The organism is Vibrio sp. J2-3(2022) (genome assembly GCF_021725735.1).
In the GTDB taxonomy this organism is placed as follows: domain Bacteria; phylum Pseudomonadota; class Gammaproteobacteria; order Enterobacterales; family Vibrionaceae; genus Vibrio; species Vibrio diabolicus.
Genome location: NZ_JAKKCK010000004.1, coordinates 47,046 through 68,265, shown reverse-complemented (window position 1 = coordinate 68,265; position 21,220 = coordinate 47,046). Strand labels below are relative to the sequence as shown.

Sequence of the window (21,220 nt, the reverse complement as noted above, 5' to 3'; positions counted from 1 at the left end):
CATTTTACAGATTCAACGAGACATATTACCTGTCAATTCGCTCGCATCAACCTTTATATTCATTTTGATGGGGAGAATCTCTCTATTTATTCACTCTTTGATGTTCTGAAAGTGTGAATTGGTTAAGTAATTGCTCTAAACGTTCGGATAGATGCTCTAAATCAACACTAATATCACGCGTGTGCGATGCTGATTGCGATGTGTCGTTAGCATGCAGTGTGATCACATCAATTTTGGATTGAATACGCTGACTGACGTCGGATGTGGTTTGCGTCTGGCTTTGAATGTTTTCCGCATGTTTCAGAACTTGATGCATTTCATCGACAACGTTATGCATCGTGACTGAAAGTGTCTCGACATCGACGGAACGTTGGTGAGCAAACTGGCAGACAGTATCCACAGAGGCTAAGGACTCTTCACTCCCTTGCTGGAATTGAGAAATGATATGCTCAATGTTGCCTGTGGCTTCGGCGGTCCGAGAAGCTAGGTTACGCACTTCCTCCGCGACGACGGCAAAACCGCGTCCTTGCTCTCCGGCTCGGGCGGCTTCAATTGCAGCATTCAACGCGAGCAGGTTGGTTTGTTCTGCAATGCCTTTAATGACCCCAAGAATGGATGATACTTCTTCGGTTCTTTGGTTTAACGAACTGATTTTTTCCCGTACGCCGTCAATATTGCTCACCAAGTGTTTGATGTCTTCGCTCACGCTGTGTGCTTGGCTTGCGCTGTGAGTGGCAACATCAACGGTATGGTTGACTAGAGCTGTGGCGTTATTGGTCGAGTCTTCAACGGCGGTTTGTTGTTGCAACATGTCGGTGATGTTGCTTTGTACGTCACTGGTTTCCAATTGTTGATTATTGGCCGCTTTGTCTGTTGATTGTGCAACATCCGTTAACTGACTGGCTGAATTGGCAAGAGAGTGGGAGGTGTCTTGTACACGCTCTAAACTCTCGGATACCGTATCCATAAACGAATTAATCGCGGTAGAAAGTTGGCCTACCTCATCTTTTTGGTGATGAACAAGTCGTTGAGATAGATCTTTACTATGGCTCACATTCGCCATGAATTGCGACGTTTTTTGTATTGGGCGAACAATGATCTTACGAATCAAACTCATCGTTATAATAAAACCAACAAACGCGATAACGGCCATTATTCCCATCGCAAACATTGCCTGTTTATTGATCATTGAATTGACGTGGTTCATGTTGTATTCCAAACGAATCGCGCCCAATACTTCGCCTTCTGGTGCTACATGGCAAGAAACGCAGTTGGTGCCACGATAATTTTCGCTTGATTTCATTGGTAGCGCGACAACTAGTCCGTTCCCCCAATTGGCTGAAATTGGCTCAATGACCAGTTCGCCATTTAAAGCTCGTTGGTCAATATCATCGACCGGTTGTTGGTTTGCTTGTCCTGGTCCGTAAAGCTTGGTTACGGTATCGGCCCGCAACACGCGAACTTCTTCAATCCCTTCTTGAGCGAGTGCTTTTTTTCGCAAAGTTTCTTTTTGCGACATTGTGCCTGTTAGCATCATCATGTTTAGGCTATCGAAGTAATTACTGGCCTTATCATGAAGCTGTTCACTGAGAACATCATTGATTAAGGTTTTTTGTTGATGGTATTGATAAGCCGTAGAGGCAGCCAGAACACAGCTGAAGACGGCAATTAACGCGAGCAAGAGCTTAAAAGTGATAGTTGAGCGCATAAATTTATAAGTGTAATTGGAACGAACTGCACAATCTTAATGTGCACAAATGCGCACTGCGAACAACGAAATGAATGATTGTGACCCCACTCATGTTGGGGATATGTAATTGTGATGTGAGTGCTGTGTAATCAAATGTTTGGCGCATGACAGAAATACGACGATCAGGACAAAGGTTTAATTATTTTCGCTGAGAACAAACGGCGTTTTGCTACGCTTGTATTGAGTAGCACTTGTCTGTTGGCAGTGAATTCCTTAGTATTGCGTGTCTTTTTAAAGCCTGAGAATCAAGATGAAAACAGAATTGTACAAAGAGTTTATGTTCGAAGCGGCACATCACTTGCCACATGTACCTGAAGGCCATAAGTGTGGTCGTTTGCATGGACACTCTTTCTTAGTTCGTCTTTATGTAGAAGGTGAGGTAGACCCGCATACTGGTTGGGTAGTGGATTTCGCTGAAATCAAAGCGGCATTCAAACCAATTTACAATCGTTTAGACCATTATTACCTGAACGACATTGAAGGTTTGGAGAATCCGACGAGCGAAGTGCTAGCAAAATGGATTTGGCAACAGCTTAAGCCAAGTTTACCGTTGCTAAGCAAAGTAGAAATCAAAGAAACGTGCACAGCCGGTTGTATTTACAAAGGTGAATAAGTCACTTTTTATTGAGCATTGAAGACAAAGGCAAGCCATGAGCTTGCCTTTGTTGTATCTGGATATTCCCTATTTTTTATACTTTTCTTGCTAACTCAGTGGATGACGTAAAATCCACTCTTTTTCGTTCTCACCAAACGTTGTTTTCTCTGTATTGATGAATCCACACGCATCAAGAAAACTGATAGCGTATTGCTGACTCTGTGGCACAGTGACGCAAAGAGAGGTGCTTTCAGGATCAATGGTATACGCATAAACGAACAGTTTGCGTAACGCTTCACTCCCAACCCCTTGGCGTTGGAAACATTGATCAACCATCAAGTACTTGAGCCCCAGTTCGTGCCTTTTGGCAAAGGGCGCATGTTGGGAGAAGCCTTTATCGATAACAAGATAGCCAACTAATAGATCGTCAGAATAAATCGTAAAGAACGCTTCAGACTTATTGCGTTTTTGATAAGCCACTTCAAACGGCGTAGAAAATCCTTTCTGCTCTTCCTGCACATCCAATTGCATCAAACTCGAAAAATCTTTCAGTTTGGTGGGTTTAATAGCAATCATCGTTCAACCACAAATTGGCGGCATATCCTCATGCCGCCACGAACTTTAATAGAGTATTCCCTCTAGTTTAAGTAACTCACGAGGTTAAGAAAAGCTAGAAATGCAGAGGATAATAATAACCTTGGTGAATATAGGCACCTAATGTTGTGAGTAAGTGAGCGCTATCGGCGGTTTCTACGCCTTCGACAATGACTGTACAGCGATACGTATTTCCCATGGCGATTAACTGACGCAACGTTTCCACTTTCTTATCGTCCGACTTTAAACCAATCACAAACTCCCGATCTATTTTCAAATAATCTGGATTGATTTTACTGATGAGCGACACGTTGTTGTTGCCAGTGCCAAAGTCATCGATACTGATTTTACAATCCAGTGCTTTTAGTTTCGCGACATTGCCATAAATCTCGGAGGTATAGTACATCGATGCATTTTCCGTGATTTCAATCGTCAGCAAACGACAATCTCGGTTAGATAGTTCTCTGTGTAGGATTGAAAAGTTGCGTCCTCGCAGCAAAGAAGGACAAACATTAATGCTGATAGGAATAGGCAAGGCTTTGTGCTTAGTATAGATGGACTCTATCACCATTAAGGTATGAGTTAGGAGCAGCCCATTGCGGATCAGTGTCTCAATAAACCGTTGCGTATTTTTTACCTTAAACCGCGAGAGCGCTTCGTAATGCACAATCTTTTGCGCTGAAGTGTCATAAATCGGCTCCAGTTTGATTTTAAATTGTCGAATTGCGCACAAATAAGCCATAAAGGCTTGTAGAGAGCGATGGCGCAGTATTATGAGAAACAGCAAGCTTAATAAAATGATGCTTTGAAACGGTCCAGAGATGTAATACACCTCTTTATAGCCGCTGTTCTTCACGTGATAGTTGAAAAAGCGTTCATTGGTGTTACCAATTTCTAAAGAGGTCCCTGTATTGGTTGATAGCTTCATGCCGGAAAGAAAAAAACGCGAAATATGATTTTCAACGTTGTCGGATAAGTTAATGTTTTTGACACGAACCAAAACGGTCGCGTTATTCAAGTCAAATGATTGGGTCGTATAATTGCTATTATTACTCCACTCTTCAAATGCTTTTTTGCTGACAGGGACAACGGTTTCGGGGGTGACTAAACACCGGATATTGAAACGGTCCAGCATCATGCTCGATTCGACCAGCTTTACATTATCAAAGAGCGACTTCAATTCTCTTTCATCAGCAAAGCAGCTCTTTTGGGAAAGGTTCTCTGCAATTTCGAAGGCGTTATCCAGATAATTATGTTTCACAATGCTGTTTATCGCGTAGTAACAGATGGCAAAGAAAATGATCGCTGTGAGCAACACGACCCACAGTGTATCTGAATAGATCTTTTTATTACGCAGACAAATACGAAGGGCTTTGCCAAGGCTGTTTGTTGTGTATTGATTGATCTTGTGTTGATGGTCGATGCCATTCTGATGGTTGTTTTGCATAGTAAAAGGGATGAAGTATCCGGTCCGGTGAATATTTTCGATAATATTTTTTTTTGTGGTTACGTGTTCTTCCGTGAGCTTGCGAAATTTCTTTCTTAGAGCGGCCACCGCGTTTTTAAAGCCATTTTCAGGCAGTGTCATTTTGTATTGTTGAGTGATTTTGCTTTCTATCAATCGCTGGCTAATTGGCGTATTTAAGCTGCCGTATTTGGCGATGGTTGACAGAATGGCGTACTCATTTGGGTTGACAGGAATGGAGTGGTGGAGTGATTGATTGAGCTCTAAAGATATTTCGTTTTCGGACAAGCAAACGCAGATTTGGTTTCCAATTTCAAACCTAATCATGTGTTGGTGTGCTCCAAGTTTAATTTTTGGCTACGTTATCAATAAAGCTAGGAGAGGGATGTGATTTTTTACGGGGATATCCATAATAATTGGATATATTCAAGGTTTTAGGTTTTTTTATGCTGGGCGTAGCAACCCATTATTCATAGTTAATGAGGTATAAAAAACCCGAGCAGCGGCTCGGGTTTCGTCGATATTCAGCAAGGCTTATTAACAGATAACTTTTACTGCTAGGCCGCCTTGAGAAGTCTCACGGTATTTCGCGTTCATGTCTTTACCTGTCTCTAGCATGGTTTCGATAACTTTATCTAGAGAAACAGTAGGAGCAGAAGAACGACGCAGTGCCATACGAGTTGAGTTGATTGCTTTTACAGCTGCAATACCATTACGCTCGATACATGGAACCTGAACCTGACCTGCAACCGGGTCACAAGTTAGACCTAGGTTGTGCTCCATCGCGATTTCTGCCGCCATACATACTTGCTCTGGGCTACCACCCATAAGCTCAGCAAGGCCAGCTGCCGCCATAGAACATGCCACGCCAACTTCGCCCTGACAGCCAACTTCTGCACCAGAGATAGACGCGTTGCGCTTGTAAAGGCCGCCAATTGCACCAGAAGCTGCGAAGTAACGGATGTAGTCTTTCTCAGTTACGGTTTGGATAAACTTGTCATAGTAAGCCAGTACCGCAGGGATGATGCCACATGCACCGTTAGTCGGCGCAGTTACAACACGACCACCTGCTGCGTTTTCTTCGTTTACTGCAAAAGCAAACATGTTTACCCAGTCAACAACAGACATTGGATCGTTCGTTGTTTTTTCAGAAGTAAGCAGTTGCTGACGAAGTGCTGCCGCACGACGAGGTACACGCAGTGGACCAGGCAGAATGCCTTCTTCGTTCATACCGCGATCCATACATTCGCGCATTGTGCGCCAGATGTTTGCGAAGTAAGTACGAGTTTCTTCGTCAGAATGAAGCGCATGTTCATTTTTCATGGTTAGCGCACTGATAGACAGGCCGCTTTCATGACATTGCTTTACAAGCTCTTCTGCCGTTGTAAACGGGTAAGGAACTTTTACTGGGTTCTCAACTTCTTTACCGAAGTTTTCTTCATCAACGATGAAACCACCGCCGATAGAGTAGTAAGTTTTTGAGTACGCTTTTTCGTCATCAATCCAAGCGTGGATTTGCATGCCGTTTTCGTGTAACTCAAGGTTTGTTTTGTGGAAGTTCATTCCACCTTCACGTGGGAACGATACTGTGTGACAGTGCATGCCAACAGGAAGGCGTTCAGTTTCTTCTACGCGAGCGATAAAGCCCGGGATAGAATCGATATCAACTTTCTCAGGAGTGTTGCCTGCAAGACCCATGATGATAGCAATATCTGTGTGGTGACCTTTCCCTGTCAGTGATAGTGATCCATAAACGTCAACGGTGATTTTAGTGATGTCGCGCAGTTTTCCCATTGCACGAAGGTCATCAATAAACTCTTTACCCGCTTTCATTGGGCCTACAGTGTGTGAGCTTGAAGGTCCAACACCGATTTTATAGATATCAAAAACACTAATCATATCGATTACCTCAGAAGAAAGCCTCCCAAGGGGAGTTGGGAGGCTTAATTTTATCGTTATATTTTTGGATTAATCATACCGTGCTAGGGCTGGGATGATTAAAGAGCGCCGTAGATTACAGAACTAATGGCAGCAAGACCACAGATTGCTGTGAAAATTTGCACAGGTGCTGAAGTTTTGTACTTAGCCATTGCTGGAACTTTTTGCATTGCGAAGATAGGCATCAAGAATAGGATTGCCGCAATCATCGGTGCGCCCATTGTTTCAATCATACCTAGGATGCTTGGGTTAACGATAGCAACGATCCAAGTTGTGATTACGATGAAGATAAGAGACATCTTCTCGATCTTGCTTACTGGTGATTTTGAACGAGATTTCACTAGACCAACTAGACCTTCATGTGCACCTAGGAAGTGGCCGAAGTAGCTAGAAGTGATAGCCGCGAAAGCAACCAGTGGACCTAAGTAAGAGATCAGTGGAGACTCATGAACGTTTGCTAGGTAAGAAAGAACAGAGATGTTTTGCTCTTGTGCTGTTGCTAGTTGCTCTGGAGACAGAGAAAGTACAACAGAGAAAACGAAGAACATTACAAAGCCCATTAGCATCATCGCTGCGCCACCAGTGATAGCGTCAGTTTTCTTAACTGCGTCATCACCGTATACACGACGTTGTTCTTTAGAGAACTGAGAAATGATTGGGCTGTGGTTGAAAGAGAACACGATAACAGGGATTGCTAGCCATACGATAGCTGGCATTGCACCCCAGTCAGGTGATACTTCCATCATTGAAGTGTTCCAACCAGGAATTAGGTACACAGACAGCGCTAGTAGGATGAACACTAGAGGGTAAACCATCGCTGAAGTTGCTTTCAGCATAAGCTCTTTACCGAACACTACGCCCGCTGTCATTGCAGCGATAAGTGCACCGGAAAGTAGCCAGCGAGGAATAGATTCCATACCCATTTGGTTAACTAGGAAAGAGTCAACCGTGTTTGTGATACCAACACCGTAGATAAGTACGATTGGGTAGATAGCGAAGAAGTAAGCGAACGTAATAAGGTTTGCGCCAGTCTTACCAAAGTGCTCTTCTACTGTGTCAGTGATGTCCGCTTCTGGATTTTTCGCAGAAAGAACGAAGCGAGCTAAAGATTTGTGTGCGAACCAAGTCATTGGTGCTGCGATTAGGGCTAGGATTACTAATGGCCAAAAGCCACCTGCACCTGCTTTAATAGGAAGGAATAGTACACCGGCACCTACTGCCGTACCAAAAAGGGACAGACACCAGGTAAAGTCTTTGTAAGAAAACTTACTAGACGATTGTGCGGTAGAAACCGCAGAAGTAGTTGTATTCATTTTTTAGTTACTCATTTTGGGAACAGGAAATAAGTCGGGAGTAATTTTGCAAGATTTTACACTAGGAAAATTAGATCTAAATCATTTATTGCTTACGCTTATTGAATGATATGTCAAAAACCTGCTTTTTATCACGAAAATGATGTGCTACTCGTGATTTCTGCTAATGAGTAAAATTAGAAAAACTTATCGATAGGGCTGTTTGTATAAATTTATTTCACCGCAAGCGTTTGCGGTGAAAACGGCAAATTAATCTAATGTGAATGAATGTTTATGAAGCAACGTTTTATTAATATTGATGCGCATGATGATCGCATCCATAAAAATACCGATATCAGAAGTTTTTAATGTGAAATGATATGTTTTTGCATTGATTCGATGATTTGTGCGGTCATGCCCCAGATGAAATGCTGTCTATATGGGATAGCAAATACACGATGACTGCTGTTTTTTAGGTCAAACTTGGTGCTGTACAACTTTTTCGGATTCAGAATGTGGTTGGCAGGAACTTCAAAAACGGACTCCACCTCATTTGGGTCAATATGCGTTTTATACTCAGGAGAAATAAAGGCCAAAAACGGTGTCACATTAAACTGACTAATCGTTGGCAATGTTGGAAGCTGACCAAATACATGAATATGTTCATCTTCTATACCGATCTCTTCTTTGGTTTCTCTTAATGCCGTATTGATTAGATGATGATCTTCCTGCTCAAACTTACCGCCGGGGAAACTGATTTGTCCCGGATGATGACGCAAGTGCGCTGCTCGCTTTGTCAAAATGACCTGTAGCCCCTCCGGGCGTTCTACAAAACCAATTAAGACCGCTGCGTCTCGCAGTGATTTTCCTTTCATCCATTTCAGTCGCGCGAGGGACTCTTTGTGGTAACCCGTTGGAAGCCGAAATTGAAAGTTTTGCAGTAATTGAGTTTTGTCGATAACCAAACCAAATCCTTATTTATTGTGCCTAACCACTATTTATTATACTCAATGGCCGCAAGAGGCGCGGTGCTATCGCCGTTGGTACGGCAATACCAAAGCATGTCCATTGGTTCTTTCCCTGCTTTGTGTCATGTGTCTCACTCTGCTTGGGTATAATAATTTGAAACTTATAAGGTTATAAACCATTCTTTATTTTAAGACGTCACTATGGGGCAAGTATTGACTAATGAAAGGGATTATTTTCACCGAGTTCATGGAGCTAGTGGAAGAGAAGTTTGGTCTCGATGTGTTAGACCAAGTGCTCGACCTTTCTAATGACGAAGGGATTTATACGGCGGTTGGTAGTTACGATCATAAAGACTTGGTTAAATTGATTGTGAATCTCAGTAAAGTATCTGGCATTCCACCTGAACAACTGCAAGAAGTATTTGGAGAGTGCGTTTTTTTGAATTTACTTCGCTCGATTCCTAGTCATGCCAGTTTGCAGCAGTGTGAAACGACATTTCAATTTGTTCGCCATGTTGAAGATTTTATTCATGTCGAGGTCAAAAAGCTCTACCCAGATGCTAATCCTCCTCAGTTTGATTTTATCAGCGAGACTCAATCAAACATGGTGTTTGATTATCGAAGTGCGCGGTGCATGTCTCACGTATGTTTAGGTCTAATAAAAGGTTGCGCGGCACACTTTGGTGAAGTTATTCATATCAAACACCAAAACCAGTCAGAAGATGGTAGCCAGGTTCGCTTTTGGTTAGAGGCACAATAAGAACGATATGACAGGAAGTTCCTCGCTAGAAAGGAAACTCAAACGAGAAATCGAATCAAGAAAAGCAGCTGAGCGTTTATTGGAGCAGAAGAGCTTCGAACTTTATGAATCTACTCAACAGCTAAGTGTTGCTTTGAAAAAGCTTGAGTTGAAATCAAAAAAGGATTTACGCAAGTTTGAGTTTGAAGAGAAAGTTGACGCGACGCTGATTAAGTTTGGTCGAACTTTTTTGTCGAGCACGTTTGATGAAGCCATGATTGCTAGTTTTATTGAGCAGCTCACTTCGAACTCAGTCATTTCTGCGGCTTACTTACATCTTGATTCCACAAAACTTTCTTCTTTGCGCCGACATCATTTTGGTCATTTACAGCTTCGCCATGAGAATACGATTAAGACTGTCCCCAATTGGCAAGGGGAGAACTTGCATTTGCCTATCATCATTGACAAGCAAACAGTAGGGGAGTTGATCTTCTCTGTTCAGTTGGATCAAATCGATCAGTCTTTTATTTCCAAACAGATGGAGCTGGTATCGGATTTGGTTCATGGGGTCATTGGCCGTCATTTGAGTTTAGAGCGAGAAGTGGAGCTGCGAAAGCGGGCAGAGGAATCGGAAAAAGCGACGAAAGAGTTTGTCGCCATGATTAACCACGAGTTGCGTACACCTCTTAATGGCGTATTAGGTAGTGCTGAACTACTAAGTCGAACACAGTTAGGTGAAGAGCAACGCCATTACCTAAACAACCTGACTCAATCGGGAGACTTGTTGAGGGTCATCATTAACGATCTTCTCGACTTCAGCAAGATGAATGCCGGTATGATGGAAATCATCGATAAGGTCTTTGCTTGGGAAGAGCTTGAAAAAGCCATCATGGGCGTATTTTCAGCTAAAGCAGCAGAAAAGCGAATTCATTTCTCCATCGATAAAAAGCTCGGTATTCCCGAGTTTTTAGTTGGTGACTTAGAGCGAATTACACAGATCTTGGTCAACTTGGTGGGAAATGCTATTAAGTTTACTCATTTGGGTGGGGTGGTGCTGCGAGTGGAGTGGATAAACGGTATTGCGCATTTTGAGGTTGAAGACACGGGTATTGGCATCCCGATAGAAGCACAGCCCTCATTATTTGACCCATTTGTGCAAGTAGATCGCTCGGCGAAGCGCAGTTTTGAAGGCTCAGGTTTGGGCCTTGCGATTTGTAAAAATCTAGTGGATTTGATGCAGGGCGAGATTAGCTTTGAAAGTGAAGAACGCAAAGGTACCACCTTCAAAGTCTCTATTCCTCTAAAGGAGGGGCAAGCCCCAGGCGCAGCAGAGGGGGAATTAGCTACCATAGAGCGAAGTGATTTGGCAGGACGCTCAATATTGGTGGTTGATGACATCAGAATGAACCAAGTGATAGTTACTCAAATGCTGAAAAAACTCGACATTACACCTGATTTAAAAGCCAATGGGAAAGAAGCTTTAGAAGCGGTGAAAAACAAAGATTACGAACTGATATTTATGGACTGCCGAATGCCAGAAATGGATGGTTATGAGGCGACGATGTATCTGAGAGAGCGTGGCTTTACTCATCCTATTATCGCATTAACCGCTGGCACTACCATCGAAGAGCGTCAAAAGTGCATTGATTCAGGCATGGACGACATCCTCACTAAGCCGTACACCGCAACCGATATTGAACAGATCATGTGTAAGTGGCTTGAGCAGTAGACGCTGCCTCTTAAAAAACGGATTCTTGTTAGCCAACGGCTAAAAGCCAAAGTACCTGTAAATAAAACACACAAAAAACGCTCCACACTGGATAATGCCGATCGCTTAACGATGTTTCTTGTGTCATTCCAGCGAGCTTTGGCGAGACTAGGAATCTAATAGCGCATGCTGAGCGGCTAATGAAACAAATTTGACCATAAAGTGCTCGGATAGAAAAGCCTACATCACGCTCCTTCATCGCTGTACAGGATGACGAGATACAGAAATATGCCCACTCGCTGTTAAACGAGCGGCATTATCCGTACTGGAGGCGTTTTTGCTTGTTTTCGTTAGCAGGATTCATAGGCCGTTGCCATTTGGCGAAACCTACTATTGCAGCGCTGGCAAAATCTTTGAAAGCTTATCCAACGTTTCTTGATATTCAGAGGCACAATCGCTATCTGCAACGACGCCGCCGCCAGCCCAAGCGTACAGTTTGTGATTTTCCGCTACGAGAGTGCGGATGGTGATGCTGGTATCCATACGACCATGGCGAGAAATGTAGCCAATACTGCCGCAATACGCGCTGCGTCGATGCGGCTCCAACTCTTCAATGATCTGCATTGCGCGAACTTTAGGTGCGCCAGTAATTGAACCGCCTGGAAAACACGCTCGCAGCAAATCTGCAGGAGAGTATTGTTCATCCAAATTCGCACGAATGGTGCTCACCAAATGATGCACTGCGGGGAAGCTTTCAATCTCAAACAGCTTTGGCACGTGAACGCTACCCGGTGATGCAACTCGACCAATGTCATTACGCAGCAAATCGACAATCATTAGGTTTTCGGCCTGATCTTTTTCCGCTGTCTGCAAGTCATGGGCACTAGCGTTATCTTGCTTTGGGTCTTCGCTGCGTGGGCGAGTACCTTTGATTGGTTTCGTTTCAATGAAGCGATCTTTGAGTTCTAAAAAGCGCTCTGGAGAGATACTCAAAATCGAAGACTCTGGCATACGGATAAAAGCGGAAAATGGCGCTTGGTTGGCGGACTCTAATTTTAGATACGCTTGCCACTCACAGCCTTGATACGGTGCGTTAAAGCGTTGCGCCAAATTGATCTGATAGCAGTCACCGCTCAACAAGTATTCTTGCACCTTGTCAAAGCGAGTAGCGTAGCTCTCTTTCGTCATGTTTGACTGCCAATCACCAGACAGAGCGAAGTCTACGCTTTGCTCTGCTTCTTGCTCGTCTAACCATTGCCAAGCTTGCTCGATATTCTGACCGACTAGGCAGGCTTTTTTAAGCTTGTGGTCAACAACGACGGCCCATTCATACAGACCTACCGCCATATCGGGCGTGTTGAGATCCTTTTCGGCCAGTTCTGGCATCGTTTCTACGCGGCGACCTAAATCGTAACTGAAGTAACCGAGCGCACCGCCGACAAAAGGCAAATCCAATTCTTTATTTAACTCAACGTGAGGAAGCCACTGTTCTTGCAACTGATGAAGCAGCGCGAATGGGTCATCTTGAGTTGAATAGGCATTCGATGGCGTTTCAACTTGTGTGCTTTCGGCAGTGGTTTCTAACGTTGCAATTGGGTTGGCAACCAACACATCGAAGCGACTATCGATATGCGTTTCTGATGCAGAACGCAGCAACATCGCCCAAGGCTGGTGTTGAATGCGAGAAAAGAGGTGAAGAGCAAACTCTGGTGCGTATTCCAGCGCTTTAAAATCAATGAATTGATTGTCCATGTTGTTCATTTGTGTAATTTGTGACAAAGAGATCGTTCACTGCATGGCATGTCATGGGCAGCAAGAGTATCATATTCCTCTGTATAGCCAAACTCCCTCTATCCATAGGGTTTTGAGATGGTTTACAAGTAGGCGACTTCAGCGTTTCGTGTGTCGATATCAGCCGTTCGACAATTGTTTATAAAAAACGAAGCTCAAAAGAGCAATAAGCTCAACAAACACGATTGAAGCCAAGCCAATAATGGAAGCATAACTATAACGAGGCATGTAATGACGGTAATACGCAAGCAGGATGTGATCAGCAGTGTCGCTGATGCGCTACAGTATATTTCTTACTACCACCCGCTAGACTTTGTTCAAGCTCTTGAAAAAGCCTATCACCGCGAAGAGAGCCAAGCCGCTAAAGACGCGATTGCTCAGATCCTAATTAACTCCCGAATGTCCGCAGAAGGTCACCGACCAATTTGTCAGGATACTGGTATCGTGACGTGTTTCGTCAACATCGGTATGGGCGTGCAATGGGACTCAACCGACATGACGGTTCAGCAGATGGTAGATGAAGGTGTTCGACAAGCGTATACGAACCCAGACAACCCGTTGCGTGCGTCAGTACTTATGGATCCTGCCGGTAAACGTATTAATACCAAAGACAACACGCCTGCTGTCGTACACATCAACATGGTTCCGGGCGATAAAGTTGAAATTCAGATCGCAGCGAAGGGCGGCGGTAGTGAAAACAAGACTAAGATGGTGATGCTAAACCCATCTGACGATATTGCTGAGTGGGTAGAGAAAACGCTACCAACAATGGGCGCGGGCTGGTGTCCTCCTGGCATGCTTGGCATTGGTATTGGCGGTACGGCTGAAAAAGCAGCGGTATTGGCAAAAGAATCTCTAATGGAACACATCGATATTCAAGAGCTTATTGACCGTGGCCCACAAAACGCAGAAGAAGAGCTTCGTCTTGATATCTTCAATCGCGTGAACAAACTTGGTATCGGCGCGCAAGGCCTTGGTGGTTTGACAACTGTTGTCGACGTTAAGATCAAAACGGCGCCAACGCACGCGGCTTCTAAGCCTGTTTGTTTGATCCCGAACTGTGCGGCGACTCGTCACGTACACTTCACGCTTGATGGCAGCGGCCCAGCAGAGCTCACGCCACCTAAACTAGAAGATTGGCCAGACATTACTTGGGAAGCGGGAGAAAACACGCGTCGCGTAAACTTAGACACGATTACTAAAGAAGAAGTACAAGAGTGGAAGACAGGCGAAACCGTTCTTCTATCAGGTAAAATTCTGACTGGCCGTGATGCTGCGCATAAACGTATTCAAGGCATGCTAGATAATGGCGAAGGTCTACCAGAAGGCGTAGATCTAAACGGTAAGTTCATTTACTACGTAGGCCCTGTCGATGCAGTTGGTGATGAAGTCGTTGGTCCTGCTGGCCCAACAACATCAACGCGTATGGATAAATTCACCGATATGATGCTAGAAAAAACAGGCATCATGGGCATGATCGGTAAAGCTGAACGTGGCCCTGCAACGGTTGAATCTATCAAGAATCACAAAGCGGTTTACCTAATGGCTGTCGGCGGTGCTGCGTACTTGGTTGCGAAAGCGATCAAGAAAGCTCGCGTTGTCGCATTTGAAGATTTAGGTATGGAAGCGATTTACGAATTTGAAGTTGAAGATATGCCAGTAACAGTGGCTGTCGACTCAAATGGCGTTAACGCGCACCAAATCGGTCCTGACACTTGGAAAGTGAAAATCCAAGAGATGGAAGCGTAAGGCAAACGGTAATCTTACATTGTCTCAGTAGAGAGAATGTGACAAGGTGCTGATTTACCTAGCAAACATTTGACAAAAGTGCAGCGAAAACTGCACTTTTTGTCTATATAATGTAGATATAAACCTCAGGGCATAGCAATCAAACGTTATGCGAACAATAATTAGGAGACGGCATGCCTCGTTTTATTCAGATTCTACAAATTATTCTTGCTGTAGTGGTAGGTGGCTTTGTTGGCTACGACTTGATCCTTCACGGCATCAGCATTTTTGATGAGAAGTACGTGACCATCACATGTGTGTTGTGGCTGATTTTAGAAATCGCTCTATTTGTTATCTATAAATTAATCGAAGACGACTAGACTCAAAGAAAGCAGGTTTCTGTTCAACACAGTAATCAGCATAAATAGGGTCACTAATGCTTTAGTGTTGATTAAGTAAGCCTCTGAACCACTCAGGGGCTTTTCTTTTTTCACCCGGCTTTAAGCGAATGTTTTGTTCATCTTTTATTAAGGTATATAAAGTTAGACTCATAGAGTTCAGTATTGAAAGGTAAGTATTCATAGATTAATACCCGAAGTTGCTGATAACGTTGTTTTAGAGCGGAGCAAGATAAAGAAGCGCAATGAAAAGAATAAAGAAAGAAGTCAATGACTTTATCAACAGAGGTATGGACTCCAATGTTCGAATTGCCGTCACCGGACTTTCTCGTGCAGGTAAGACGGCATTCATCACGTCATTAGTGAATCAGCTCCTCCATACCGCTACCCATGATAATTTGCCTCTTTTGACTGCAGCCAGAGATAAGCGTCTTATTGGAGCGAAGCGTGAACCTCAAGCGAATATGATGGTGCCACGTTTTGCTTACGACGAAGCGATGAGCCAGATCCATGCGACCCCACCTCAATGGCCAGTACCAACACGGGATGTGAGTGAGATTCGCTTAGCGCTCAAGTACAAACCAAATAAAACCACGAAAAAGCTGTTGAGTAAAACCGCAATTTTAAATGTTGATATTATCGACTATCCAGGAGAGTGGCTGCTCGACCTGCCGTTATTGGACATGGACTTTGCGACGTGGTCGCAAACTCAGTTTGATGCACTTAAAGGCCAGCGTGGCGATTTAGCCAAAGCTTGGCTGTCTGAATTAGAAAAGGTGGATCTTTCTGCTGAAGTGAACGAGAAACTACTCGAGAAAGTTGCGCATACATACACCGAGTACCTTCATGCCTGTAAAGAAGCAGGTCTTCATTGGGTACAGCCTGGCCGCTTCGTATTACCTGGTGAGCTCGGAGGCGCGCCTGTGCTGCAGTTTTTCCCGTGTCGTGCTGGTTCGGAAAGCAAGGCGCTTAAGGGCAGCAACTTGGCAATGCTCGAAGCGCGTTTTCAGGAATACCAACAGAAAGTAGTGAAAGCGTTTTATAAGCATCATTTTGCGACCTTCGATCGCCAGATTGTGCTGGTGGATTGCTTGCAGCCTCTCAATGCTGGCGATGAAGCGTTTTACGACATGCGCCAAGCGCTAGAACAGATCATGCATAGCTTCCGTTATGGTCGTAGTAGCTTTTTGCGCCGTTTATTCTCGCCAAAAATAGACAAAGTGCTATTTGCTGCCACAAAAGCGGATCACATAACGCCCGATCAGCATCCCAATTTAGTGTCTTTGCTACAACAAATGGTGCATCCAGCGTGGCAAACCGCAGCCTACGAGAATATCGAGATGAGTTGCATGAGTATCGCTTCTATCCAATCAACCACGACGGGATTTATTTCTTCTGGAGATAAGACGATTCCGGCGTTACAGGGTACGACGTTGGATGGTGAGCCGATGACGATGTTCCCGGGAGAAGTGCCGAAAAAACTACCAAATGCGGCTTATTGGCAAAACAACGGGTTTGATTTTACGTCATTCCGTCCAATGCCCTCACAGAATGATGAGCCAGTGAAGCACATACGCTTAGACAAAGCACTGGATTACCTGATTGGAGATAAATTGAAATGAGTGAGTTGAAGCAAAAACAAGTTTTCTCTGAAAAGGCGATGGAAAAAGAGCAGCAATCGAATCAACCGGAGTTGACGGCGCAGCAAACATTCGGCGAAAAAGAAACATTCGTACCTGTTGAACTTAAAGAAGAGCGCCAGGAGACCGAACAGGAATTGCAACTCGAGCATGTCATTCGTCCAAAACCGGGCAGAAAATGGCTTGCGACTGGCGCATTTGCCACCTTTGCTGGTTTGGTTGGCTGGCAAGCGGTGGACTCGGTTATAACCGCAATTCAAACTTCTGATTGGCTGGCTTTAAGCTGGACGGGGTTTATTGCTGCGATCGCTTCGCTTGGTTTAGGGGCGATGGGTAAAGAGCTTTGGAAACTGCGCAAACTACGAAATCATTTTAGTGTTCAAGAAGAAGCCGAAGCACTTGTTAATAGTGAGAGTGTGGGGAAAGGGAAAGCCTTTTGCGAAACAGTGGCAGAACAAAGTGGTGTGATGGCAGAGAACCCGGGCTTTGATCGTTGGCAGAACAGCATTAACCCTGCTCATAGTGATGCTGAAATCCTTGATATGTATGACTCGATGGTTGTGAGCCAACAAGACAAATTGGCAACGAAAATCGTATCGCAGCACGCAACCGAGTGTGCGGCCCTAGTAGCGGTGAGCCCTCTGGCTGCCGCTGATATGTTGCTGGTGGCGTGGCGAAATTTCAAAATGATCGACAACCTCTCCAAGGTATATGGGGTAGAGCTAGGTTACGCCTCTCGCATCAAGCTACTAAAAGCGGTATTTGTCAATATGGCGGCGGCTGGTGCCAGTGAGCTAGCTATTGATGCCAGTATGGACTTGATGTCGATGGACCTTGCGGGCAAAGTCTCCGCTCGTGCGGGGCAGGGGCTAGGTGTTGGTATTCTAACGGCACGTTTGGGCTTGAAAGCGATGACCTTATTGCGTCCACTACCATGGTATCCTGACCGTCAGGTTAAATTGGGCACCATACGCAAGGCTGTGGCGGCGAAAGTTGCATCAATTACGATGAAACCGTAACGAATATCAACTTTGATGGATAGGATTGCTTGACGCCATTCCAAGCATGATAGAAACTACTGTCAACTTTTCCTGACAGTCGTGAATTGGGATATTTTCAGTGCGTCTTGAAGTCTTATGTGAAGATCGACTCGGCTTGACCCGAGAACTGCTCGATATTTTAGCGTCTAAAAGCATCGACTTGCGTGGTATCGAAATCGATATTAGCGGTATTATCTATTTGAATTGCCCGGATATTGATTTTGATACGTTTAGTGAGCTGATGGCTGAAATCCGCCGTATTCCGGGGGTGAAAGACGTACGTAAAATCCAGTTTATGCCGATGGAGCGCCACAATACGGAGCTGCTCTCGCTAGTTGATAACTTGCCCGATCCGGTCTTTGCCATCGACCTTAAAGGTGCCGTAGACATGGCAAACATGTCTGCACTTTCACTGCTTGGTCTTCACAAGCAAGAAGTAATTGGCACTCAAATCGGTGCTTTGTTACCAAGTGTTCGTTTCTCTCGTTGGTCTGAAGGTGTGAATGGCAGAACGCGGGAAAACCTTGTGATTGATGGCTTGGACTATGTTCTTGAGTTGATGCCAGTTTATATCCGAGACGAAGCGCAAAACTCGACTCTAGCGAGTACTCTAATGACGATTCGCTCTAGTCAGCAAGTCGCAAGAATTGAAGAAGCGCTACCGCTGCATAATCCTCTGGGTTTTGAGCACTTTGTTGGTATATCGAACCGTCATAAAGCGCTAATGAACCAAGCTAAGAAGCTGTCTGTGCTTGACCAGCCACTGTTAATTGAGGGCGAAACGGGGACCGGTAAAGAAATGCTTGCTAAAGCTTGCCACAGCCGTTCTAGCCGTGCGAGCAAGCCATTCCTAGTTTTGAGTTGTGCTTCGATGCCTGACGATGTAGCAGAAACCGAACTTTTTGGTCATGCGCCGGGTTCATTTAATCATGAACAAGGTCACAAAGGCATCTTTGAGCAAGCAAATGGCGGGACGGTATTTCTTGATGAAATCGGTGAAATGAGTTCGCATCTTCAAATCAAGCTGTTACGTTTTCTACAAGATGGTAATTTCCGTCGTGTCGGTGCAGAAGATGAGATGCATGTCGATGTTCGTATCATCGCTTCAACAAAACATAACCTTGCCGAACTTTCTGAGGCAGGAATGTTCCGTGAAGATTTGTATTATCGTCTCAACGTACTTACGCTCAGCATTCCTCCGTTACGTAAGCGCTCAAATGACGTTGCGCCATTGCTTGAGTTATTTGTGGCAAAACATGCTCAACAGCTTGGGATTGATAAGCCAGAGTTTGATGATGGCCTAGTTGATGCCCTTGCAAATTATCAGTGGCCAGGAAACATGCGCCAACTCGATAACATGGTTCTTCGAGCGCTCACAGAAATGGATGGTGGTATACTAAACGCGGATCACTTCAATTTACCTCAGCCTCAATCAGTCGGTGCTGGTAGTGCGACTCTTAACATCGACGGTTCATTGGATGAGATCATGCGTGACTATGAATCTCAGGTTCTGGAGCGTTTGTATCAGTCATTCCCATCAAGCCGCAAGCTTGCTAAGCGCTTAAATGTATCGCATACCTCAATCGCTAATAAACTGCGTGATTACGGTATCCGAAAGAATTAATCGAATTGAACGAAAAGACGGAATTAATCATTTGTAATGGAAGATAACAGCTCATCTATCGCCGTTCATAAGTTGGATGGTGACTTGCTTCTGCGTACCGCTGAAATCGGTGACGCAGATATGATTGCCGAGTATTTTCAAGCGAATCGAGAATACCTGAAACCGTTTGAGCCGAAACGTGAAGAGGCTTTTTTCTCAGTTAACGGTTGGTTGCAAAAGCTTATCAAGCTCAATGAGCTGCATCGAATGGGGTTGGGGTATTATTGCCTCTTGGTCAGAGCCTCTTCAGGTGAAATGCTAGGTACGATATCCTTTAGTAATTTGAGTCGTTTCCCTTTTTATTCTTGTAACGTCGGATACTCTCTCGCTGAAAAAGCGCAAGGGCATGGTTATATGCGTCGTGGATTAACCATGGCTTGCGACTACATGTTTAACGTGCAGAAGTTACATCGTATTCAAGCCGGCTACATGCCTCACAACAAACGTAGTGAAGCTGTGCTAGAGCATGTAGGGTTCAACCAAGAAGGGTATGCAAAAGATTACCTTTTGATTAATGGTGAATGGCAAGACCACGTTCTAACGTCACTTATTAATCCGAATTGGCAACCAGAAGGGCGATAGTATGGAGCGATTGGAAAAGCAATTAGCACTTGTAATCGAGCTCGATAAACTCAAAAGTATTTTGCGCCGAACCCGAGTTAAAAGTGCTGAAGGGCGTCTCGAAAATAGTGGTGAGCATAGTTGGCATGTCACACTGATGGCAATATTGATGGAAGAGCATGCGAATGCACCAGTAGATATTTGCCGAGTGATGAAAATGTTATTGATACATGACGTAGTAGAGATCGACGCGGGGGATACCTTTGTTTATGATACTGCCGCGTCTCAAGAGCAAGTAGAAAAAGAAATTAGAGCGGCAGAACGCTTGTTTGGTATGTTACCCAGCGATCAGGAGCAAGAGTTATTGGCGCTTTGGCATGAATTTGAAGCCGCGCAGACCGATGATGCTAAGTATGCAAAAGCACTCGATCGGTTAATTCCAATGCTCTTGAACTACCATAATAATGGTCAGAGTTGGAAGGAGCATGGCGTCTCTCGTGAACAAGCACTTACCATTAATAAACGAATTGAATTTGGCTCTGTTACCTTATGGGACAAAGCGAAAGAGTTGATAGAAGAAGCCACAGAGAAAGGTTGGCTGAAATCGTAATAAAGGAGACTGAATGTCTTATTTGCCTTTGGATGAATACCAAAGAAAATGGATTTTTACGCATCAGTCGATGCCTGTGCCAAAAGAAGATTTGGCTTTTATTAAGCCGATGAGCCAAGCTCGTTCAGCACAATTTTGGAAAGAAAATATTAGTGCTCAAAGCCCTGATATGGATCGACTTAGCTCCCAAGATTGGCCAATGAATGAGGCGAACTGGTCTGAAGTCGTTGATTGGATGGCTGCGTGGGAGTTGGATGATCCGGACATGCCAGCGGAAGTAGAAGCACATGTCGATTGGCAAGACGATGTGACCGTTTACTTTTGCTACGAGAAGTACAATGTCATCGAAACTAAGTGGTCGATTTTTAAAAAGCATTGGAAGAACTTTCTCTTTTATGATGATGGTCCAATATTGATTGGACGTCGCCGTTCACAAGCGCTTTGGTTTGATTCAAAAGGCAATGTGAAACTCGGTGTTCGTCAATAGCGAGTTATACAGCAAGCCACCTTTTCGAGGTGGCTTTGTTTTTCTAAAGGCTGGATAATGGACTCAACACGCCGCCAGCCCCGCGCTCGATAACGTGAGTATAAATCTGGGTGGTATATACTCCCACTCTGTAAGTGATTGTTTTTACTTATAGGTATCACGCCCCGACTGAAGTGGGGCGCTGGTGGGACAATTCAGAATTATTTATGATTATACGGATAAAAGTTCGCGAGCGAATATCTGAGCATTATTC

At 44.4% G+C, this 21,220-nt stretch carries 18 protein-coding genes and 1 pseudogene; 11 read left to right on the top strand and 8 right to left on the bottom strand.

Annotated elements, in window-relative coordinates; translation table 11 throughout:
• Positions 1–82: 82 nt before the first annotated feature.
• Positions 83–1,708, bottom strand: a complete 1,626-nt coding sequence (locus L3V27_RS15455; protein WP_164666494.1) for a methyl-accepting chemotaxis protein — start codon at positions 1,706–1,708, stop codon at positions 83–85.
• A 292-nt stretch (positions 1,709–2,000) separates the two neighbouring features.
• Here L3V27_RS15455 and queD point away from each other — a divergent pair, with 292 nt between their 5' ends.
• Positions 2,001–2,363 (top strand): 6-carboxytetrahydropterin synthase QueD, encoded by a 363-nt coding sequence (gene queD / locus L3V27_RS15450; protein WP_005376896.1) that lies wholly within the window; start codon positions 2,001–2,003, stop codon positions 2,361–2,363.
• A 90-nt stretch (positions 2,364–2,453) separates the two neighbouring features.
• Here the strand turns inward: queD and L3V27_RS15445 are convergent, their stop codons facing one another.
• From L3V27_RS15445 to L3V27_RS15425, 5 genes are all read right to left on the bottom strand, one after another.
• The gene (locus L3V27_RS15445; protein ID WP_074191495.1) at positions 2,454–2,921 is read right to left on the bottom strand and encodes a GNAT family N-acetyltransferase; all 468 of its coding nucleotides are present in this window, start codon (positions 2,919–2,921) and stop codon (positions 2,454–2,456) included.
• A gap of 94 nt (positions 2,922–3,015) precedes the next feature.
• Complete coding sequence (locus L3V27_RS15440; protein ID WP_237312247.1) at positions 3,016–4,731, bottom strand: EAL domain-containing protein; 1,716 nt, start codon at positions 4,729–4,731, stop codon at positions 3,016–3,018.
• Between the two features lie 210 nt (positions 4,732–4,941).
• Positions 4,942–6,303: an L-serine ammonia-lyase gene (locus tag L3V27_RS15435; protein WP_005396900.1), complete on the bottom strand. Its 1,362-nt coding sequence runs from the start codon at positions 6,301–6,303 to the stop codon at positions 4,942–4,944.
• A 98-nt stretch (positions 6,304–6,401) separates the two neighbouring features.
• Positions 6,402–7,655, bottom strand: coding sequence for an aromatic amino acid transport family protein (locus tag L3V27_RS15430; protein ID WP_005396901.1), 1,254 nt, complete (start codon positions 7,653–7,655; stop codon positions 6,402–6,404).
• Between the two features lie 344 nt (positions 7,656–7,999).
• Positions 8,000–8,599: a CoA pyrophosphatase gene (locus L3V27_RS15425; RefSeq protein WP_005396902.1), complete on the bottom strand. Its 600-nt coding sequence runs from the start codon at positions 8,597–8,599 to the stop codon at positions 8,000–8,002.
• Positions 8,600–8,822: 223 nt separating this feature from the next.
• Between L3V27_RS15425 and L3V27_RS15420 the strand changes: the two genes are divergently transcribed.
• Both L3V27_RS15420 and L3V27_RS15415 read left to right on the top strand, forming a co-directional pair.
• Positions 8,823–9,362: a heme NO-binding domain-containing protein gene (locus L3V27_RS15420; protein WP_012841652.1), complete on the top strand. Its 540-nt coding sequence runs from the start codon at positions 8,823–8,825 to the stop codon at positions 9,360–9,362.
• Between the two features lie 7 nt (positions 9,363–9,369).
• Positions 9,370–11,070, top strand: coding sequence for an ATP-binding protein (locus L3V27_RS15415; protein ID WP_237312246.1), 1,701 nt, complete (start codon positions 9,370–9,372; stop codon positions 11,068–11,070).
• A 369-nt stretch (positions 11,071–11,439) separates the two neighbouring features.
• Here the strand turns inward: L3V27_RS15415 and pabB are convergent, their stop codons facing one another.
• Positions 11,440–12,801 carry an aminodeoxychorismate synthase component I gene (gene pabB, locus L3V27_RS15410; RefSeq protein ID WP_237312245.1) on the bottom strand — a complete coding sequence of 454 codons (1,362 nt, stop codon included), beginning with the start codon at positions 12,799–12,801 and terminating at the stop codon, positions 11,440–11,442.
• Between the two features lie 270 nt (positions 12,802–13,071).
• On the opposite strand from pabB, the gene L3V27_RS15405 reads away from it, so the two are divergent.
• The 8 genes from L3V27_RS15405 to L3V27_RS15370 all read left to right on the top strand — a co-directional run bounded on the left by L3V27_RS15405 (position 13,072) and on the right by L3V27_RS15370 (position 20,967).
• Positions 13,072–14,589: a fumarate hydratase gene (locus L3V27_RS15405; protein WP_005376905.1), complete on the top strand. Its 1,518-nt coding sequence runs from the start codon at positions 13,072–13,074 to the stop codon at positions 14,587–14,589.
• A gap of 173 nt (positions 14,590–14,762) precedes the next feature.
• Positions 14,763–14,948, top strand: coding sequence for a hypothetical protein (locus tag L3V27_RS15400; protein WP_012841654.1), 186 nt, complete (start codon positions 14,763–14,765; stop codon positions 14,946–14,948).
• Between the two features lie 263 nt (positions 14,949–15,211).
• Complete coding sequence (locus tag L3V27_RS15395) at positions 15,212–16,588, top strand: YcjX family protein (protein WP_237312244.1); 1,377 nt, start codon at positions 15,212–15,214, stop codon at positions 16,586–16,588.
• Positions 16,585–17,625 (top strand): TIGR01620 family protein, encoded by a 1,041-nt coding sequence (locus L3V27_RS15390; protein WP_114323194.1) that lies wholly within the window; start codon positions 16,585–16,587, stop codon positions 17,623–17,625. Before L3V27_RS15395 ends, L3V27_RS15390 begins: the two co-directional genes overlap by 4 nt.
• Positions 17,626–17,725: 100 nt before the next feature.
• Positions 17,726–19,270 carry a transcriptional regulator TyrR gene (gene tyrR / locus L3V27_RS15385; protein ID WP_005376914.1) on the top strand — a complete coding sequence of 515 codons (1,545 nt, stop codon included), beginning with the start codon at positions 17,726–17,728 and terminating at the stop codon, positions 19,268–19,270.
• A 36-nt stretch (positions 19,271–19,306) separates the two neighbouring features.
• The gene (rimJ, locus tag L3V27_RS15380) at positions 19,307–19,891 is read left to right on the top strand and encodes a ribosomal protein S5-alanine N-acetyltransferase (protein ID WP_237312243.1); all 585 of its coding nucleotides are present in this window, start codon (positions 19,307–19,309) and stop codon (positions 19,889–19,891) included.
• Between the two features lies 1 nt (position 19,892).
• Entirely contained in the window at positions 19,893–20,480 is a 588-nt protein-coding gene (locus L3V27_RS15375; RefSeq protein WP_005396932.1) for an HD domain-containing protein, read from the top strand.
• Between the two features lie 13 nt (positions 20,481–20,493).
• Entirely contained in the window at positions 20,494–20,967 is a 474-nt protein-coding gene (locus tag L3V27_RS15370; protein ID WP_005396934.1) for a DUF2947 domain-containing protein, read from the top strand.
• A gap of 43 nt (positions 20,968–21,010) precedes the next feature.
• Here L3V27_RS15370 and L3V27_RS15365 read toward each other — a convergent pair.
• A pseudogene (locus tag L3V27_RS15365) lies at positions 21,011–21,115 on the bottom strand (integron integrase); the annotation flags it as partial.
• Positions 21,116–21,220 lie beyond the last annotated feature (105 nt).

What these genes read in the sequence shown, in the direction of transcription:
- L3V27_RS15455 (WP_164666494.1), bottom strand. Translation starts at nt 1,708, where the DNA reads ATGCGCTCAACTATCACTTTTAAGCTCTTGCTCGCGTTAATTGCCGTC.
- queD (WP_005376896.1), top strand. Translation starts at nt 2,001, where the DNA reads ATGAAAACAGAATTGTACAAAGAGTTTATGTTCGAAGCGGCACATCAC.
- L3V27_RS15445 (WP_074191495.1), bottom strand. Translation starts at nt 2,921, where the DNA reads ATGATTGCTATTAAACCCACCAAACTGAAAGATTTTTCGAGTTTGATG.
- L3V27_RS15440 (WP_237312247.1), bottom strand. Translation starts at nt 4,731, where the DNA reads ATGATTAGGTTTGAAATTGGAAACCAAATCTGCGTTTGCTTGTCCGAA.
- L3V27_RS15435 (WP_005396900.1), bottom strand. Translation starts at nt 6,303, where the DNA reads ATGATTAGTGTTTTTGATATCTATAAAATCGGTGTTGGACCTTCAAGC.
- L3V27_RS15430 (WP_005396901.1), bottom strand. Translation starts at nt 7,655, where the DNA reads ATGAATACAACTACTTCTGCGGTTTCTACCGCACAATCGTCTAGTAAG.
- L3V27_RS15420 (WP_012841652.1), top strand. Translation starts at nt 8,823, where the DNA reads ATGAAAGGGATTATTTTCACCGAGTTCATGGAGCTAGTGGAAGAGAAG.
- L3V27_RS15415 (WP_237312246.1), top strand. Translation starts at nt 9,370, where the DNA reads ATGACAGGAAGTTCCTCGCTAGAAAGGAAACTCAAACGAGAAATCGAA.
- pabB (WP_237312245.1), bottom strand. Translation starts at nt 12,801, where the DNA reads ATGGACAATCAATTCATTGATTTTAAAGCGCTGGAATACGCACCAGAG.
- L3V27_RS15405 (WP_005376905.1), top strand. Translation starts at nt 13,072, where the DNA reads ATGACGGTAATACGCAAGCAGGATGTGATCAGCAGTGTCGCTGATGCG.
- L3V27_RS15400 (WP_012841654.1), top strand. Translation starts at nt 14,763, where the DNA reads ATGCCTCGTTTTATTCAGATTCTACAAATTATTCTTGCTGTAGTGGTA.
- L3V27_RS15395 (WP_237312244.1), top strand. Translation starts at nt 15,212, where the DNA reads ATGAAAAGAATAAAGAAAGAAGTCAATGACTTTATCAACAGAGGTATG.
- L3V27_RS15390 (WP_114323194.1), top strand. Translation starts at nt 16,585, where the DNA reads ATGAGTGAGTTGAAGCAAAAACAAGTTTTCTCTGAAAAGGCGATGGAA.
- rimJ (WP_237312243.1), top strand. Translation starts at nt 19,307, where the DNA reads ATGGAAGATAACAGCTCATCTATCGCCGTTCATAAGTTGGATGGTGAC.
- L3V27_RS15375 (WP_005396932.1), top strand. Translation starts at nt 19,893, where the DNA reads ATGGAGCGATTGGAAAAGCAATTAGCACTTGTAATCGAGCTCGATAAA.
- L3V27_RS15370 (WP_005396934.1), top strand. Translation starts at nt 20,494, where the DNA reads ATGTCTTATTTGCCTTTGGATGAATACCAAAGAAAATGGATTTTTACG.